Below are 17,018 nucleotides of genomic sequence, written 5' to 3' on the forward strand. Positions count from 1 at the left end.
TCAACCCCACTTCTCGCTGACTTTGAACAGGCGGTCGGCGACCAGGTAGATCAGCATCGTTCCGCCCACGAGCAGGATGCTCATGGCCGCACCCAGCTCGGGACGGTTGGCCTGATTCATCTGCGCGTTGATGACACCCGAGACCGTCATGTTGCCGGGGCCGCCCAGCAGCAGCGGGGTCACATAGAACCCGAGCGACATCACGAACACGAGGACCCCACCCGAGATCACGGACGGCACGATGTGCGGCCAGGTGACGGTGCGGAAAGTGAGCAGGGGCCCGGCACCGAAGATCGTGGCCGCGTTCAGCTGCTCTTTGTCGATCGACTGCATCGCGGTCATGACCGGCAGCACGGCGAACGGCAGCATGACGGCGATCATCGCGGGATACATCCCGAGCGTGGTCTGGTAGAGCTCGACCGGCTCGTTGCTCAGACCGACCGTCGAGAGGAACCAGTGGATGGCGCCCTTGGGCAGCTCCAGGAGCATCCATCCGAAAGAGCGCACCATGATCGAGGTCCAGAGCGAAAGGAGCAGCGCGGCGATCAGCGTCACCCGCAGCCATGCCGGAGAGGCCACGATCGCCAGAGCGTACGCGGAGCCGAGCACCATCGTGATCAGCATGACGATCACGGCGAGCACGAGCGTCCGGATGAGAGACGACACGAACGCCGGAACGCTCCAGATCTGCACGTAGGAGCCCGCTCCCTCCTCGAGGGACTGCATCACCAGCGCGATCAACGGCAGCCCGAGGGCGAGGGCGAAGAAGATCAAGGGCGGCCACAGCAACCATCGCTGTTCACCTCGACTGATGCCCACAGGGCGGGATGCCGCAGCCGCACGTCGGGTGCGCGGCAGTGCCATGGATGTGCTGGTCACTCCGACATGCTCCAAGATCGACGTTTCATGGACGTTACTCGCTCCGGTTGGTCTGCTGTGGATCCAATATAGGTAACTCTGGATCCGAATGCATCACCAATGTGTTTCGGCCGTGTTACAGCACGGCCGAGCGACCGGAGGTCCGGTCGCCGCGCGCCGTCTGTCGGCATGGGTCAACCGGCGAGCCATGTCGTGTAGGCGGCGATCGAATCGTCGTACGCCGCGGCCCTTCCGGCCGCATCCGCCTCCACGATCCCGGTGTGACTCGGCGCGTTCGGAAGCCGCTCGATGACGTCCGCATCCAGGAACTCGAATGCCGCCGAGGAGCCGGGGCCGTAGTTCGTGCGCTCCGAGAACGCCGCCTGGCGCTCGGGGTCCGAGAGGAACTCGGCGAGCGCGAAGGCGTTGTCGGCGTTCGGCGCCGCGGACGCGACAACGAAGAGGTTGGCCTCGACGAACGCCTCATCCCAGACCACCGTCATGTCGATCCCCTCGTTCGCGAGCCCTGCGAACAGTCCGTTCGGGCCGAAGGCGAGGGCGACGCTGCCGGACGAGAGCAGCTGCTGGACCTGGGGGTACTCCGTGTAGAAGGTGAGGTAGGGCCGCAGCTCGTCGAGCTTGGCGAGCGCCCTGTCGAAGTCGAGCGGGTAGAGGTCCTCCGGTGCGACGCCGTCCGCCAGCAGCGCGGCCTCGAACATATAGTCGTGGTACTCGCCCGGCACCGCGCGCATTCCGGGGAATGCCTCGACGTTCCAGAAGTCGGCCCAGTTCTTCGGCCCGCCGCCCGGGAACGTGTCGGTCACATACGCCTGGGCGTAGCCGATCATCATCCCGCCGAACGCGTAATCCTGCACGCTCTCGGGAAGCATGTCGGCACGCGGCACATCGGCGGGCAGTTTCAGGAGATTGTCCTTGTACAGCTCGACCTCGGCCAGGCCGGTCATCTGCGCGTCGTAGTCGCCTGCGCCGCCGTCGAACATCTCGTACTGCACCGCACCCGCGATCGTCGTCGAGACGACCTCGATGCCCGTTGCCGCCGCGAAATCGTCGAAGAAGACCGCGTTGAAGCTCTCGTTCGTCGACCCGCCGTAGTCGGCCCACACCACGGTGCCGCCGGCCTCGGAAGCGGCGTCGCCGGCGGGCGCGCCCGAGGCGCAGGCGGTGAGGACGAGACCGGCGCCGACGAGGGCGGCGAGGACTGATCCGCGCAGGGATGCGGATCCGCGACGAGGAAGCGAACGGCGAAGGGAGCGTGTCATGGTGGGCCTTTCCGGGCTGCGGTGGTGCGGGGAAGGTCGAGCTCACGGGATCGTGCGTCGGCTACAGTATCCGTAACTGACAATTCTGGATCCAATATGGCACAGATGTTGTCCAATGTGCAGACCCTTCTTCACCTGCAGGGAGCCTGAGTGAACATCCCCGACAAACCGACGTTCGAGATCGCCGAGTACCGTGCGCGAACGGCGCGGCTCCGCGCCCTCCTCCGTGATCGCGGCATCGACGTGCTCCTGGTCACGTCCCCCTCGAACCTCTACTGGCTGACCGACTACGAGGCGTCCTGGTACCCGCCGCGACTTCCCGTCGGGGTCGCCGTCTGGGCGGACGACGAGCGCACCGTGTTCTTCGACTGGTCGCGGCACGAGGAGTTCCTGCCGTACGACGCCCTGTACGACGAGGCGGAGTTCATCGACTACGGGACGGCGCACGTCACGGTCGCCGAACAGCTCGCTCGCCGGATGCCGGGGGCCACTGTCGCGATCGAGTGGTCGTCGCCCACCCCCGTGCCGGGGGTGATGGTCGCGCTCGGCGATGAACTGCGCGCACGCGGATGCACCGTGGTCGCGGGCGAGTGGATCGTCGACGGGCTCCGCGTCTACAAGTCCCCCGCGGAGCAGGAGCGCGTCGTGGCGGCGGGCAGAATGGCCGACCAGACGTTCCGAGGCCTGCAGGAACGTCTGCGGCCCGGCATGTCAGAGCTCGAGGTCGCGGCCCTCGTCGACACCCTCATGTCGGAACAGGGCGGAGAGGTGCCGGCGCAGCATCCCCTCGTGGCATCCGGCCCCAGTGCATGGCGCGACGTACACAGCTTCCCGTCGCGGCGAATCCTCGAGAGCGGCGACATCGTCTCGGTCGACTGCTCGGCGGTCGTCGACCGCTACCACGTCAACCTCTGCCGGGTGTTCTCTCTCGGCGGCCCCCACCCCCGCGTCTCCGAGCTGCTGGCCGCCACTCAGGAGAGCCTTGACGTGCTGTGCGCCCACGCCGAGCTCGGCGCGGATCCCGCGATCGCCATGGGGCTCGCCGAGCGGGCGCTGCGGCGGACCGTGGCGCCCGAAGACGTCTGGTGGACCGGCGGCTACGGCCTCGGCATCTCGTTCCCGCCGAGCTGGGTCGGGCACACCTATCTCGCGAACGACGGCCCGCACCGCATCACCCTCGAAGAGGGGTACGTGTCGAACTTCGAGTCCATCCTCCGCGACCGCGTCGCCCACTACGAGGCGGCGGCGATCGACACGGTCATGATGACGGCAGCCGGCCTCGCGCCGCTCTCCGCAATCCCGCGCGAGCTGCTCATCGTCGAGTGACGGGCGCGCGCGTCGGCCTCACTCGCCGAACAGGGCCCTGCGCACATTGACGGTGTGGATGCGGTGCAGACTCTCGCGAGAGATGCCCGCCCGCTCCGCGTGGCCGGCGAACTCGTCGAACAGGAACACGAACCCAGGACCCCCGAGCGCGGCCTGGTGGGATCGCTGGAAGACGTCGTGCGAGAGGAGCAGCTGCTCCTCGTACCCGGCGTCGATCAGCGCCTTCAGGTGATCGATGCGGCGCTGCAGCTCGGTCATGACGAGCACGCCGCCGATCTTGCACGCCATCATGCAGTCGTACTGCACGAAGACCCCCGTCGCCGCGAGCGCCAGAGAATACTCGAGACTCTTGACCGTATCGGTGTGACCGATGGCGATCCGCTCGGGCGGGACGCCCTCGTCCTTCACCAGCAGCTCGACCTGCGCCAGACCGACGGCGAACGTGGGAGCGTGCGTGCTGATCAGTGCGCCCGTCTCGCGCGAGGCGCGCGCCGCCGCCCGGAACGACTTCTCCTCGCGCGGAGTGATGTGCGCGAAGTCCGAGGCGATCTCACCGATGACCCCCGCCCGCACACCGGTTCCCGGGATCTCATCGACGAGGTCGGCGATCAGGTAGTCCGCGATGCGGGACGTGGAGGTCTGATCCATCCAGTCATGGTCCATGTAGGCGTCGTAGTAGTGCCCCGTGCCGAGGACGACGTTCACCCCGCACTCCTCCGCGAGCGCCTTCGTGGCTCGCACGTTCACCACTGAGCGCGATCCCGTCACGCGATTCTGCAGCTGGTGCTCGGGATCGGTGTCCCAGAGCACCGGCGCCGCGTGGTTCGTGAGCTCGCCGCAGCTCAGGTCGACGATCGTGCGACCGCCGATCGCGAGGAAGCGTTCGATGTCGTCCGCGCGTTCGGCCCAGATCGTCGAGAACCCGTCGCGGGGGATCATCCGCGTGCCATTGGCGAAGAGGTGTTCGTGGGGCAGAGCGATCCCGAGCTCGTCGGGACCGATGTCACCGGTGACGGTGGCGAGTCTTCTCATGGCTTCCTCGAGCGCGGCCGAGGGGTGACCGGAGCTGGGACTCCGGCCACCCCTCGGTGTCTGTTCAGGGCGCGCTCTCGCTATCCCGCGAGCCAGGCCGTGTAGTTGTCCAGCAGCGCGGTGGTGTTGTCCGCACGCCACTGGTCGTCGTTGTAGAGCACGTTGTCGTGGTCCGGCGAGTTGGCGACCTTGGCAGCGACATCGGCATCGAGGTAGTCGAAGACGTCCTTGTTGACCGGGCCGTAGAGCGTGCGCTCGGTGAAGACCGCCTGGTTCTTCGGGTCGCGCATCCATGCCGCGAGGGCCAGAGCCGCGTCCGGGTTGGCCGCGTTCTTCGGGATCACGAAACCGTTCGGGTTGACGAACGCCTGGTTCCACTGGACGGTGACATCCTGCCCCGCACGCTCCAGCGCGGTGTACTGGCCCGTGACGGTGACGGCAAGGGCCGCGCTGCCGCTGGTGAGCAGCTGCTGAACCTCGGGGTAGGACTGGTAGAAGATCATGTCGCCGCGCAGCGTGTCGAGCTTCTTCTTGGCACGCTCGAAGTCGATCGGATAGAGGTCCTCCGGGGCGACGCCGTCGGCAAGCAGGGCGATCTCGAAGGACTGGTCGTAGCTGCCCGGCGCGCCCGGCCACGCGCGCTTACCGGGGAACTTCGTCGTGTCGAAGAAGTCGGCCCAGTTCTGCGGGCCGCCGTTCGGGAAGGTCTGGGTCAGCCAGCCCTGGGCGATGCCGATGTAGAAGCCGCCGACGAAATAGGGAGAGAGCTTGGGATCGAGCAGGTCGCCGCGCGAGGATTCGGGCACCTCGACGAGGTTGTCGCCGTAGGTGAGGACATCGGCCGCCGCGATCTGGAAGAGGTCGTAGTCGCCCGGCTCGCCCGCGAGCATGCCGTTGTAGATGGAGTCTTCGATCGAGGTCGACACCACCTCGACCCCGGTCTTGTCCTGGAAGCCGTCGAAGTAGGCGATCTGGCGGCTTTCGTTGGTCGGCCCGCCGTAGTCGGCCCAGATGAGGTTGCCGCTGAGCGGCGCGGCCGACGCGTCGGATGCGCTCGGCGAGGTTCCCGTCGAGCCGGCGCAGCCGACCGCGAGTGCGGCGGTCGCGACCAGCGCGAGAGCGGATGCCGCAGATCGGCGGAGTGTGGTGCTGGTTTTCATGAAAGCAGTCCTTCGGGGAGGGGATCGAATGGTGCTGTGGATCCAATCTACTCACTAATGGATCCTGAATGCTATCCCCCGTGTTTCGTTTGTGTAAAACGACGCGGATCCCCGCCGCATCCAACCCGACGAGGCGGGGCGCACCGCGCGTGAGCACGATGCGCCCCGCCTCGTGGGGGTCCGTCGATGGATGGGTCAGCCCGCGAGCCAAGCCGTGTAGCTGTCGATGAGCTTGTCGTTGTTCTCGGAGCGCCACTGCGTATCCCAGTAGAGGCCGACCTTCTCGTGCTCCGGCGAATTCACGAGCCCGCTCACGACGTCGTCCGAGAGGTAGTCGAACACCTTCGAGTTGACCGGGCCATAGCCCGTGCGCTCCGTGAAGACCGCCTGCCGCTCCGGATCGTTCATCCAGGCCGCAAGAGCGAGGGCGGCCGCCGGGTTGCTCGCCTGCTGAGGGATCACGAATCCGCTCGGCACGATGAACGCCTGGTTCCACTGGACCGTGACGTCCTTTCCGGCGTTCTTCAGCGCGTTGTACTGCCCCGTGACGGTAACGGCGATCGCGGCACTGCCGCTCGAGAGCAGCTGCTGCACCTCGGGGTAGGACTGGTAGAACACCATGTCGCCGCGGATCGTGTTCAGCTTGGCCTCCGCGCGCGGAATGTCCAGGGGGTAGAGATCGGCGGGTTTGACGCCGTCCGCGAGCAGAGCGATCTCGTACGACGCGTCGTAGCTTCCGGGCGACCCGGGCCATGCCCGCTTGCCCGGGTACTTCGTCGTGTCGAAGAAGTCGGCCCAGTCCTGCGGGCCGCCGTTCGGGAATGTCTCGGTCAGCCAGCCCTGAGCGATGCCGAAGACGAAGCCCCCGACGATGTAGGGGCGGATGTTCTCCGGCAGGAGGTCACCCTGGATGTCTTCGGGAACCTCGGTCACGGCATCCGTGTAGGCCAAGACGTCCGCCGCGCTCGTCTGCATCGTGTCGTAGTCGCCCGCGTCGCCCTTCAGCATCCCGTAGTAGACGGAATCCTCGAGCGATGTCGAGACCACGTCGACGCCGGTGTCAGCGGTGAACCCGTCGAAGTAGGCGACCTGGCGGCTCTCGTTCGTCGGACCGCCGTAGTCGGCCCAGATCACACTGCCGCTGATGGCGGCCGCGGAGCCCTCAGCGCTGGCGCCAGCGGTCGACGAGCCTGCGCAGCCGACGGCGAGTACGGCCACTGAAGCGAGCGCGAGGCCCGAGATCAGGGCACGGCGCACCGTGCGGGAGGTGTGGAAGGTCATGGGTTCTCCTTGGGCGAGGCGACGATCGGGAAACAAGGTTGGATCCAATATAGAGCTGTATGGATGCAATAACCAGGCCGCCCTGTTTCGAAAGCGTAAAACCTCGCTATGACCCGACTGGCTCTCTCACTCTCCCGGAACCCGACCCACGTGCCCGAGGATCGCCTCGATCGTCGCGCCGATCGCCAGCAGGCGTGCGTCTCCGCGCGACGCGCCCACCACCTGCAGCCCGACCGGCAGCCCGTCCGAACTGAATCCGGCGGGCGTGGCGAGCACGGGGTGCCCCGTCACGGTCAGGCGGCAGGCCGTACGCTGCCATTCGAAATAGCGCTCGAAGTGGGTGCCGTCGATGTCGTGGACCCACTCCACCTCCGCCGGCGGCGCGGGCACGGGCGCACCCGGGTACACGATCGCGTCGACCTCACGGAGCACCCGCGCGGTCGCACGGAAGAGCTCGGTACGACGGGCGAGGGCGCGTGAGAGCCGGTCCGCCGACATGGCCCGCCCCTCGTCGACGTTGCGCAGATAGTCCGGGCGGTACCCGTCTCGACTGACGTCGACCCGCGCCCCGCCATCGGCGCCGAAGGCGAACAACTCGATCGCCTCCCAGCACTCATCGGCGCCGGTCATGTCGGGCTCGATGTCGACGATCTGCACGCCCGCCGCCTCGAGCGCTCGGCGTGCTCGCGCCTGAGCGGCGCGCACCTCCGGGTCGATCGGGAGCCCGCCGACGTCCGTGCTCCACCCCAGTCGCAGGGCGCCCGGCTCCGGCGCGACGCCGTTTCGCAGCGCATCGGGATCGTCCACCCACGACAGGGGCCAGCGGTCGTCGGCACCCGAGATCCCGGACAGCAGAAGAGCGGTGTCGGCGGCATCGCGCGCGAGGGGCCCGAGTACGCCGTGGGGTGCCCAGCCGTCGCCGAGGCGTCCGGTCGGAACCGCCCCCGGCGTCGGGCGAAGACCGACCACGTTGCAGAACGACGCCGGATATCGGATGCTGCCACCGCTGTCGGACCCGTCGGCGATCGGCAGAAGTCCATCGGCGACGGCGGCGCCCGCTCCCCCGGAGCTGCCACCGGCGTGCCGGCTCGTATCCCACGGGTTGCGCGTCACCCCGAAGACCGGATTGAAGGTGAGCGTGCCCAGCCCCATCTCGGGGGTGTTCGTCTTGCCGATGATGAGGGCCCCCGACGCCCGCAGCTTCTCGGCCAGCACGCTGTCGCGTGCGGCCGGCGGAGCATCCGCGAACGCGGCGGAGCCGTTCACGGTGGGGAGGCCCGCGACGTCCACGAGGTCTTTGACCCCGGTCGGCAGGCCGTGCAGCGGGCCGAGACGGTCTCCTCGCGCCACCGCGCGATCGGCATCGTCGGCCATCCGCATCGCGTCGGACTCGGTGACCGGCGAGACGATCGCGCGGAGGATGCCGTTGCGCTCCTCGATCCGGTCGAGATGTGCGCGCATGACCTCGGCGGCCGAGATCTCGCGCGCCGCGATGCCGGCGGCGAGGTCGCGCGCGGGCCAGCGGAACAGGGGGGCGGTGTGGATGGTCGTGTCGGTCATTCGGCGCCTCCCGGGCGGTCGATGCGATGGACGGTACGGCCGCCGACGTCGGTGCGCAGCACGAGGAGGTCGCGGACCTGGTCGATCGGCACGTCCGCGGGACTGGCGCTCCAGAGGGCCCAGTCGGCGAGCATCCCCTCGCGGATCATGCCGCGCCGACCCTCGGCGAGGCTCGCGTAGGCCGCGCCGGTCGTGTAGCCGGCGAGCGCCTCGTCGACCGTGACGGCCTCGGCGGGATCCAGCGGGCGATCGTCGCCCGCGATGCGGCGGGTGACCGATTGCCAGATGAGGTGGCGCGGGTCGAAGGCGAAGTACGGTCCGTCCGAGCCCAGCGCGAGCACGGCGCCGGCGTCGATCCACGACCGCATGGGATTGGCCCGTTCGGCACGCTCGCCGAGCTTCGCGCGGAGCCCCACTCCGTTGTGCCAGATGATGGACGGCTGCAGCGAGGCGATCGCCCCGGTGCGCGCGCCGAGCGCGATGGTCTCGGCGCTCGGCTCGAGATAGGCGTGGATGAACTGGTAGCGCTTCTCGGATGCCGCGGCCCCGACGCTCTGGTACGCCCGCGCGACCATCGCGATGGCCGCGCCCCCGACGGCGTGGGTGCCGACGCCCCACCCCGCCGCGGCGCAGAAGGCGACGAGGCGGCCGAAGTCGTCGTCCGAGATCCGGGCCAGGCCGGTGTACCCGGAGTCGTCCCACGGCTCGTCGAGCAGAGCCTGTCCCTTCAGCGCCTCGCCGTCGGCGTAGACCTTGATGGGGCCCAGACGCAGCGTGTCATCCCCGAAGCCCGTCGATGCACCGACCCCGGCGAGCCGGGTCATCGCGGCGTCGACGTCGGGGATCTCGTCCGACCCGATCTCGAGGTACGGCATCGCCACGGTGCGCATGGAGAGGATGCCGCGCGCGTGCGCGACCTGATAGGCGGCCAGCTCGGTGGGGGTCGCCGCCGGGTCGACGACGCCGGTGAAGCCCAGCGCGTGCAGCAGCGGCTGGATGACCGACAGTCCGCGGACACGGTCATCGACGGTGGGGGCGGCTCCTTCCGGCCAGTCCTCGTCGTCGAACGTGTCGTGCATGGTCCGGATGAACTCGGCGACGCCTGCTCCCGCCGGCAGGAACGTCAGCGCCTTGAGCCCCCCGCGCTGCATGTGCAGATGCGCATCGATCAGCCCGGGAAGCACGACCCCCTCGAGAGCGTGCCGCGGCGTGCCGTCGGGTACCGCCGCGACCACGTCAGCGAGCGATCCGACCGCGACGATCAGATCGCCGCGGACGGCGAAAGCCTCGGCCCGCGGGCGATCAGGATCCATGGTCACGACGGGTGCGACATAGACGGCGAGCCCCTCGGATCCGGTCATGCCGGCACCTCGGGCCGTCGCGCCATGACATCCGCGACCGCGGACTCCCACGTCATCCCGTACTCGAGCAGCGCGACGTCGGCGCGATAGGGGCCGACGAACTGCACGCCGATCGGGAGACCGCCCGACGAGAACGCGGCCGGCATCGACAGCGCCGGCATGGCCGTCGCGGTGATCCGGCTGCAGGACCGCTGCGACGAGTAGTACTTGTCCATGGCGACGCCGTCGATCTCGATCGGGTACTCCCACTCGACGGGGAAGGGCAGCACCTGCACGCACGGCGCCAGCAGCAGGTCGACGTCGTCGAAGAGGGCCTGCAGCCGGCGGAAGAGGCGGGTGCGGCCCGCGGCGGCCGCGACGATGAGCTCAGGCGTGAACGTCTGAGCCCACGACACGTCGTCTTTGAGGGTCTGCTTGACCAGATCGGGGTACTCCGCGATCTCTCGCCCGTGCCCGTCGAGGAACTCGAGTGAGCGGAAGGTCTCGAACACGAGGTCGGCCTCGGACAGATCGAGGTCGATCGGGACGATCTCGGCGCCGAGATCGGCGGCAAGGCGCGCCGCGGCCTCCGTCGCCGCCCGCACCTCGGGATCCAGGGGCAGGCCGCCGAGATCGGCGGAGTAGGCGATCCGCGCGCCGGCGAACGCGCGGGGCCGCAGGCCACGGAACACCGCGCCGTCCTCGTCGATCGAGAGCGGGGCGCGGCGTTCGGGGCCGGAGATGACCGACATGAGCAGCGCAGCATCCGTGACGTCACGGGCGAGCGGACCGAGCACGGACCCGGGGTCGTAGGCGTTGCCCGGGCGGGCGGAGGCGACGCGCCCCGCGGTGGGGCGGAGGCCGACCAGGTTTCCGAACGAGGCCGGATTCCGGACGCTCCCCCCCAGGTCCGAGCCGTCGGCGAGCGGCAGCATCCCGCTCGTCACGGCCGCCGCGGCGCCACCGCTGCTGCCGCCGGCGGAACGGGAGAGGTCGTACGGGTTGCGGGTGATCCCGAAGACCTCGTTGAACGTGTGCGATCCGACGCCGAACTCGGGCACGTTCGTCTTTCCGACGACGATCGCGCCCGCCTCGCGCATGCGCGACACGATCACGCTGTCGTTCTCGGCGATGTGGTCTTTATAGATGCGCGATCCGTGGGTCGTGCGCACCCCGGCGACGTCCATGAGGTCCTTCACCGCGATCGGAAGACCGTGCAGCGGTCCGCGCGACACTCCGCGGGCGGTCAGCGCATCGCTCTCCCGCGCCTCGGCGAGTGCCTCTTCCGGGCGGTACGACACGATCGCGTTCACGGCCGGATTGATCGCGTCGATGCGCGCGAGGTGCGCGGTGACGACCTCTTCCGAGCTCACCACGCGAGTGCGGATGGCTTCGGCGAGCGCCTGCGCGCTGAGGGTGGTGAGGTCGTCGGTCATGCGGCGGAGCCCTTCGATGTCGGGTTCGGGTTCGGGTTCGGGTTCGGGGATGCTGCGGCGGCGGCCGCGAGCAGGATCCGGGCGACCTTCTCTCCCATCACGACGGCCGGCATAGCGGTCGTCGCACGCGGGATGCGGGGCATGATCGAGGTGTCGGCGATGTGCAGACCCTCGATGCCGTGCACCTGCGCCCGCTCGTCAACCACGCTCATGATGTCGTCGGCCGTGCCCATCCGGCATGTTCCGACGGGGTGCCAGTAGTTGTCGGGGTGGGCGTAGATGTGAGCGATCAACGCCTCGCGCGAGAAGGTGTCGGGCCTGGGGTGAATCTCGCGTCCGACCACGCGAGCCAGCGCGGGGCTCGCCGCCAGCTCGCGCAGGATCCCCGCGCCCTCGGCGAGCATCGCCGCGTCGATCCCCTCCGGATCGCTCAGGAACCGGTGGTCGATCACCGGCTTCGCTTCGGGATCCGTACTGCGAATCCGCACGAATCCCCGCGAGCGCGGGAGGAGCGCCGAGGTGCCGATGCTCCAGCGTTTGCGATCGCCGCGGTGGGTGGGGCTGTAGGGCAGGAAGTGCAGGTCGAACGCCTCGCTCTCGTGGCTCGACGCGGCCTTCCCCATGGCCTGCTCGTCGGGTGCCCACCCGGCGGCACGGGCGTGCTCCATCGCTGCCGTCATCTCGTCCGACCCCTCCCAGCTCATCAGGAGGAAGGGCTGGTCGTGGAGGTTCTCGCCGACGCCCGGCAGGTGGGCGACCACGGGGATGCCGAGGGCGCCGAGCTGTGCGGAAGGTCCGATGCCCGAGCGCAGCAGCACGGTCGGCGAGTTGTACGCACCTCCCGCGAGGACGACCGTGCCGGCGCGGACCCGGGAGATCTCACCGCCGTGATGCACCACGACACCCGTAGCGCGCCCGGCCTCCACGACGATGCGGTCCACGAGCGCGTCGCCCACGACGCGCAGGTTCGGCAGGGCTCGTGCGGGGTCGAGGTACGCGAAAGCGGTATTGACCCGGACGCCGCGTTCGATGTTCACGTCCTCGGGGGCGAAGCCTGCGGCTTCGTCGACATCGTTCAGCGTCGTCAGCCGCGGCATCCCGACGGCGGGTGCCGCGTCGTACCACGCGCCCTGCCACGGAGTGAGCTCCTCAGGGCGATAGGTGGTCACGCGCATGCGCCGGGTGCCCTCGCGGAACAGGGGCAGCAGGTCGTCGGTCGACCAGCCGGTGAGGCCCGACTCGGCCCAGGCGTCGTAATCGCGCCGGTGTCCCCACGTCTGCGTGCAGCCGTTGAAGTCCGAGCTTCCGCCGATCGCCCGCGCGCGCTCGAATCCGAGCGTGAACGGGTAGCTGTCGCCGGAGTCGTAGCCCCAGTCGTGCGAGCGGCCGAGGCGCGTGGCATCCACGATGTCGGCGGGCCACGCGGGGTCGCCCTCCGGTCCGAAGTCGGGGCCGGCCTCCAGGACGAGCACATCGCGCCCCGCCTCCGCGAGGCGCGACGCCACCACGTTCCCCGCGGTGCCGCCGCCGATCACGACGTACTCCACCTCCGCGGGGAGGTCCCCGTTCATGAGTGCGAGGCCGCCGAGAGGGACCGGAAGTGGGCCACGACGTCCTCGGCGTTGACGAGCGCGTCGCGCTGCAGGTAGGCGATGGCCTCGAGCGAGGCGGTGTGCGCTCGTTCGCTCGAGCCGCCCACCGCGTCCTGCACGACGCGAACGCGGTAGTCGTGCTGGTGTGCGTCTACGGCGGTGTAGTGGATGCACACATCCGTAAGACCGCCGATGAGGATGACGGTCTCCGCCTTGTACGCCTTCAGCACGATCTCGAGCTCGGTGCCGAAGAACGCCGAGTACCGGCGCTTGCGGATCAGGAACTCCTGCGGGAGCGGCAGCAGCCACGCCGCGAGGTCGGTGCCGTCGTCGCCCTCGATGCAGTGCGGACCCTCGGCGCCGTCCAGCTCGCGGCCGATGTCGATGAGCGAGGGCTTGTGCACCTCCTGGATGAACACGACGGGGACTCCCGCTTCGCGCGCCGCGGTCACCAGGGCGAGCTGCCGGGGCGCGCGCTCGGCGCGGCCCCCCATGATCGGGATGCCGCCCTCGCCCGGGGCGCTCTGGCCGGTCCCGCCCTGGATGTCCACGACGATGAGCACGGGCTGCCCGACGATCTGCACGGCATCCGATGCCGAGGCGGTGGGGGCGGCGGGGGGTGTGGCGGTCATGGGCGCTCCAGGAGTCTTCGGGGGTTGTCGATGAGAATGGTGCGGATGACGGATTCGTCGCCCCCCGCGATGTCGGTGATCGCCGGCCCGATCCGTGCGAAGAGGTGGTCGTACCCGTTCCCGCCGTTGCGACGGAGGTTCGCCTGCGCCCACACGTCCTGCGCGATGACGAGCTGGCCGCCGAAGCCCTCCGACAGGAGCCACTCGACCATCTCCAGGCGTTCACCATCGGTGGGATTGCGCATCGCCGGGCTGCCGTAGGAGAAGTCCGAGCCGAACGTGTCGTAGGCGAGCATCGCCCCGGCCTGCGCGATGTCGCGGTGATACGACTTGTCCCAGAACTCGTCGAGGTGGCCGATGATCACCCGATCGGCGCTCATCCCCTCGTCGAGGATCGCCTCGAGGACGGCGACGCCGCCCTTCCCGCGGAACGACTGGTGCGTGTAGACAGCCGCCCCGGTCTCGACGCCCGCCCGCGCTGCCGCCCGCACGACACGCCATTCGGCGTCGGTGATGGGCCAGCTCGTGCCGATCTCGCCCAGGAGGGCCGGCCGGATGCCGGTGTGGCCGATACCGTCGACGAGCTGCGAGACGAGAGTCGCGGTGAGCTCGTCCACGGACGCGGATTTCACGTCGTCGGCCATCGTGTCCTCGACGTAGAACCCCGCCCCGACCATGACGTGCACGCCCGATCTGCGAGAGATCTCCGGCAGTTCCTCCAGGCGTCTGCCCATGCCGTCGAGCGTCAGCTCGAGCACGCCCGATCCTCCCGCCGACTTCACGAACGCCAGCTCCCGCGCGGCGACGTCGGGGTCGTGGAGGACGATGTTCTCGGGTACGGAGAGGAAGTTCCACCGGAGATAGGCCATGAGCTCCGGCCCCATCTCCACACCCGCCGGCGGAAGCTCGCTCGGCGGCTTGGCCCAGATGCGCAGATCGCTCAGCAGATGCTCGTGCATCGACGTCGGACCGAGCTCGTCGGCCTCGATCGGGCCGAGGACGGTGTGGATGGGCATCCGGATTCCCTTCTGGAACTACTCGCCGAAGATCGCGCGACGCGGATTGTCGGTGTGGATCTCACGGAGGACATCGGGGTCTATGCCGCGCTCGAGGGCGATCGCCGCGAACTCCTCGAAGAGGAAGGTGTAGCCCGGTCCGCCGAGCGCGCGCAGGTGCGACCGCTGGCACACGTCCTGCGAGAGGAGGATGCGGTGCTGATACCCCGCCGCGATCAGCGTCTGGAGGTAGGCGATGCGCCGTTCGATCTGCGGCATCACGAGGGCCCCGCCGACGCGGCACGTCATGAGGCAGTCGAACTCGACGAACGCGCCCTTCCGCAGCAGCTCGAGCGAATAGTCGGTGCTCTTGACCGTGTCGGCATGGCCGATCACGACCCGCGACGGGTCGACCCCCTCCTCCACCATGATCTCGAGCTGCGCGATGCCGGTGGGAAAGGATGCCGCGTGGGTCGAGACCATGATCCCGGTCTCGCGGCTCGCCCGCGCCGCGGCCCGGAACGAGCGCTCCTCGACCGCGGTGATGTGCGAGAGGTCAGACGCGATCTCGCCGATGATCCCGGCGCGCACCCCCGTCCCCGGGATCTCGTCGAGCAGATCGGCGATCAGGTAGTCGGCGATCTTGTTCGTCGAGTTGCGATCGAACCAGCGCGTGTCGAGGTAGGTCTCGTAGTAGTGCCCCGTGCCGAGGATGACCTGTACGCCCGTCGCCTCGGCCATGGCCTTCGTCGCCAGGACGTTGGCGACCGATCGCGACCCGGTGTCGGGGTTCTGCTGCATGACGCGAAGATCGTCGCTCCACCCGATCGGCGCCGCGTAGTCGCTGAGCTCGCCGTTGGTCATGTCGATCAGCGTCGAGCCTCCGGCCGCGCTGAAGACCCGCAGCTCGTCCTCCATCTCGGACCACACGTTCAGGTAGCCGTCCTGCGGCGTCGTCCTGGTCATGTTGATGAAGACGTGCTCGTGCGGGAGCGTGACGCCCAGCTCGTCGGGAGCGAGCGGACCGGTGACGCTCTGGACGGCATCCATCACAGTGCTCTCCCACTCACAGCGCCACGACCACGCTCTTGGACTCGAGGAATCCGCGCAGGCCCTCTTCGCCCAGGTCGCGGCCGAGCCCCGATTCTCCGACGCCGCCGAACGAGAGTGCGGGGTCGAAGACGTTGTAGGTGTTGATCCACACCGTCCCGGCGTGGATCGCGTCGGCCATGCGGTGGGCGCGCGAGAGGTCCTTCGTCCAGACGCCGGCCGCCAGGCCGTAAGCGGTGTCGTTGGCGATGCGGACGGCGTCCGCCTCGTCGTCGAACGGGATCACCCCGACGACGGGGCCGAAGATCTCTTCCCGGGCGATCTTCATGTCGTTCGTCACTCCGGTGAAGAGCGTCGGCTCGACGTAATAGCCCGGGCCGCGCGTGCCACCGCCCGTCACGAGAGTCGCGCCTTCGGCCACTCCGTCGGCGATGTAGCCGAGCACGCGCTCGCGCTGCTCCTCCGAGACGAGCGGGCCGACCGTGATGCCTCCGGCGAGCCCGTCGCCGACCGGCACGGCCTGTACGGCACGGGTCAGTCGCTCGGTCATCTCGCCGAGGATCGATCGCTGCACGAGCAGCCGGCTGCCCGCGGTGCACATCTGACCCGAGTGCCCGAACGAGGCGCGCATCGCGGTCAGCACCGCGGCGTCGAGGTCGGCGTCCGCGAAGACGATGTTCGGGCTCTTCCCACCGAGTTCGAGCGTGAGCCGCTTGAAGTCGCCCGCGGCGGCCAGCATGACGCTGCGGCCGACCTCGGTCGACCCGGTGAACGACACCTTCGCGATGCCCGGGTGCGCGGTGAGCGCCGCGCCCACACGGCCGTCGCCGGTCAGCACGCTGAGGACGCCTTCGGGCACACCCGCCTCATGAATGAGCCGCGCCAGGCGCAGCAGCGTGAGCGGTGTGTCTTCCGCGGGCTTGGCGACGATCGTGCACCCGGCGGCGAGGGCAGGCGCGAGCTTGAACGAGGCCGTCATGATCGGGAAGTTCCAGGGCAGGATGACGGCGACAGGCCCGACCGGCTCGAGCACCGTGTAGACGTGGTGCCCACCACCGTCGATCGGGATGACGGTCCCGGTGAGCCGCGACGGCGCGCCCGCGAAGTGACGGAACGTCCGCGCCGCGGTGGCCGTGTCGGCGCGCGACCGCTCGATCGGCTTGCCGTTGTCTCGCGTCTCGAGGATCGCCAGCTCTTCGAGGTTCTCCTCGATGAGGTCGGCGATCCGGTTGAGGATCCGGGTCCGCTCGAGGGGCACCATGCCGCGCCAGCGCCGATCCTCGTGGGCGGCGACCGCGGCGGCGACGGCGGCATCGACATCCGCCGCTGTCGCCTGGGCGACCGTCGTCAGCACCTCTTCGGTGGCGGGATCGATGATGTCGAGGGTCTCGCGCTCATCGAGCGCCACCCACTCCGCTCCCCTGAGGAACGGCTCGTAGGCCGACAGCGCGGGAAGCGTGCTCCTGATGCTCATGT

Annotated in this window: 14 protein-coding genes; 1 reads left to right on the forward strand and 13 read right to left on the reverse strand. The window is 69.1% G+C overall.

Features of this window, described 5'->3' with window-relative positions; translation table 11 throughout:
• Both F6B43_RS11480 and F6B43_RS11485 read right to left on the reverse strand, forming a co-directional pair.
• A complete protein-coding gene (locus tag F6B43_RS11480; RefSeq protein ID WP_150449061.1) occupies window positions 1-879 on the reverse strand; it encodes an ABC transporter permease in 879 nt (292 codons plus the stop codon).
• Between the two features lie 173 nt (window positions 880-1,052).
• Window positions 1,053-2,138: an extracellular solute-binding protein gene (locus F6B43_RS11485; RefSeq protein WP_150449062.1), complete on the reverse strand. Its 1,086-nt coding sequence runs from the start codon at window positions 2,136-2,138 to the stop codon at window positions 1,053-1,055.
• A 150-nt stretch (window positions 2,139-2,288) separates the two neighbouring features.
• On the opposite strand from F6B43_RS11485, the gene F6B43_RS11490 reads away from it, so the two are divergent.
• On the forward strand, window positions 2,289-3,464 hold the full coding sequence (locus F6B43_RS11490) for a M24 family metallopeptidase (protein ID WP_150449063.1): 1,176 nt from the start codon (window positions 2,289-2,291) through the stop codon (window positions 3,462-3,464).
• Between the two features lie 18 nt (window positions 3,465-3,482).
• Here F6B43_RS11490 and F6B43_RS11495 read toward each other — a convergent pair whose 3' ends face one another.
• From F6B43_RS11495 to F6B43_RS11545, 11 genes are all read right to left on the reverse strand, one after another.
• Window positions 3,483-4,496, reverse strand: coding sequence for a phosphotriesterase family protein (locus tag F6B43_RS11495; protein WP_170285637.1), 1,014 nt, complete (start codon window positions 4,494-4,496; stop codon window positions 3,483-3,485).
• Between the two features lie 80 nt (window positions 4,497-4,576).
• Entirely contained in the window at window positions 4,577-5,656 is a 1,080-nt protein-coding gene (locus F6B43_RS11500) for an extracellular solute-binding protein (RefSeq protein WP_150449065.1), read from the reverse strand.
• A gap of 195 nt (window positions 5,657-5,851) precedes the next feature.
• Window positions 5,852-6,937 (reverse strand): extracellular solute-binding protein, encoded by a 1,086-nt coding sequence (locus F6B43_RS11505; protein ID WP_150449066.1) that lies wholly within the window; start codon window positions 6,935-6,937, stop codon window positions 5,852-5,854.
• 126 nt (window positions 6,938-7,063) lie between these two features.
• Window positions 7,064-8,497 (reverse strand): amidase, encoded by a 1,434-nt coding sequence (locus F6B43_RS11510; RefSeq protein WP_150449067.1) that lies wholly within the window; start codon window positions 8,495-8,497, stop codon window positions 7,064-7,066.
• Window positions 8,494-9,858 carry an amidohydrolase gene (locus F6B43_RS11515; RefSeq protein ID WP_150449068.1) on the reverse strand — a complete coding sequence of 455 codons (1,365 nt, stop codon included), beginning with the start codon at window positions 9,856-9,858 and terminating at the stop codon, window positions 8,494-8,496. The genes F6B43_RS11510 and F6B43_RS11515 overlap by 4 nt, the downstream gene beginning before the upstream one ends.
• Complete coding sequence (locus F6B43_RS11520; RefSeq protein ID WP_150449069.1) at window positions 9,855-11,273, reverse strand: amidase family protein; 1,419 nt, start codon at window positions 11,271-11,273, stop codon at window positions 9,855-9,857. The genes F6B43_RS11515 and F6B43_RS11520 overlap by 4 nt, the downstream gene beginning before the upstream one ends.
• A complete protein-coding gene (locus tag F6B43_RS11525; protein WP_150449070.1) occupies window positions 11,270-12,844 on the reverse strand; it encodes a GMC family oxidoreductase in 1,575 nt (524 codons plus the stop codon). Before F6B43_RS11525 ends, F6B43_RS11520 begins: the two co-directional genes overlap by 4 nt.
• Window positions 12,841-13,497 carry a cysteine hydrolase family protein gene (locus F6B43_RS11530; RefSeq protein ID WP_150449071.1) on the reverse strand — a complete coding sequence of 219 codons (657 nt, stop codon included), beginning with the start codon at window positions 13,495-13,497 and terminating at the stop codon, window positions 12,841-12,843. The genes F6B43_RS11525 and F6B43_RS11530 overlap by 4 nt, the downstream gene beginning before the upstream one ends.
• Window positions 13,494-14,513, reverse strand: coding sequence for a phosphotriesterase family protein (locus tag F6B43_RS11535; RefSeq protein ID WP_150449072.1), 1,020 nt, complete (start codon window positions 14,511-14,513; stop codon window positions 13,494-13,496). The genes F6B43_RS11530 and F6B43_RS11535 overlap by 4 nt, the downstream gene beginning before the upstream one ends.
• An 18-nt stretch (window positions 14,514-14,531) precedes the next feature.
• Window positions 14,532-15,542, reverse strand: a complete 1,011-nt coding sequence (locus tag F6B43_RS11540) for a phosphotriesterase family protein (RefSeq protein WP_150449073.1) — start codon at window positions 15,540-15,542, stop codon at window positions 14,532-14,534.
• A 16-nt stretch (window positions 15,543-15,558) separates the two neighbouring features.
• The gene (locus F6B43_RS11545; protein ID WP_150449074.1) at window positions 15,559-17,016 is read right to left on the reverse strand and encodes an aldehyde dehydrogenase family protein; all 1,458 of its coding nucleotides are present in this window, start codon (window positions 17,014-17,016) and stop codon (window positions 15,559-15,561) included.
• Window positions 17,017-17,018: the final 2 nt, after the last annotated feature.

The organism is Microbacterium rhizomatis, from assembly GCF_008710745.1.
In the GTDB taxonomy this organism is placed as follows: domain Bacteria; phylum Actinomycetota; class Actinomycetes; order Actinomycetales; family Microbacteriaceae; genus Microbacterium; species Microbacterium rhizomatis.

Coding starts and splice junctions, on each gene's coding strand:
- F6B43_RS11485 (WP_150449062.1), bottom strand. CDS start 2,138: ATGACACGCTCCCTTCGCCGTTCGCTTCCTCGTCGCGGATCCGCATCC.
- F6B43_RS11495 (WP_170285637.1), bottom strand. CDS start 4,496: ATGAGAAGACTCGCCACCGTCACCGGTGACATCGGTCCCGACGAGCTC.
- F6B43_RS11500 (WP_150449065.1), bottom strand. CDS start 5,656: ATGAAAACCAGCACCACACTCCGCCGATCTGCGGCATCCGCTCTCGCG.
- F6B43_RS11505 (WP_150449066.1), bottom strand. CDS start 6,937: ATGACCTTCCACACCTCCCGCACGGTGCGCCGTGCCCTGATCTCGGGC.
- F6B43_RS11510 (WP_150449067.1), bottom strand. CDS start 8,497: ATGACCGACACGACCATCCACACCGCCCCCCTGTTCCGCTGGCCCGCG.
- F6B43_RS11515 (WP_150449068.1), bottom strand. CDS start 9,858: ATGACCGGATCCGAGGGGCTCGCCGTCTATGTCGCACCCGTCGTGACC.
- F6B43_RS11520 (WP_150449069.1), bottom strand. CDS start 11,273: ATGACCGACGACCTCACCACCCTCAGCGCGCAGGCGCTCGCCGAAGCC.
- F6B43_RS11525 (WP_150449070.1), bottom strand. CDS start 12,844: ATGAACGGGGACCTCCCCGCGGAGGTGGAGTACGTCGTGATCGGCGGC.
- F6B43_RS11530 (WP_150449071.1), bottom strand. CDS start 13,497: ATGACCGCCACACCCCCCGCCGCCCCCACCGCCTCGGCATCGGATGCC.
- F6B43_RS11535 (WP_150449072.1), bottom strand. CDS start 14,513: ATGCCCATCCACACCGTCCTCGGCCCGATCGAGGCCGACGAGCTCGGT.
- F6B43_RS11540 (WP_150449073.1), bottom strand. CDS start 15,542: ATGGATGCCGTCCAGAGCGTCACCGGTCCGCTCGCTCCCGACGAGCTG.
- F6B43_RS11545 (WP_150449074.1), bottom strand. CDS start 17,016: ATGAGCATCAGGAGCACGCTTCCCGCGCTGTCGGCCTACGAGCCGTTC.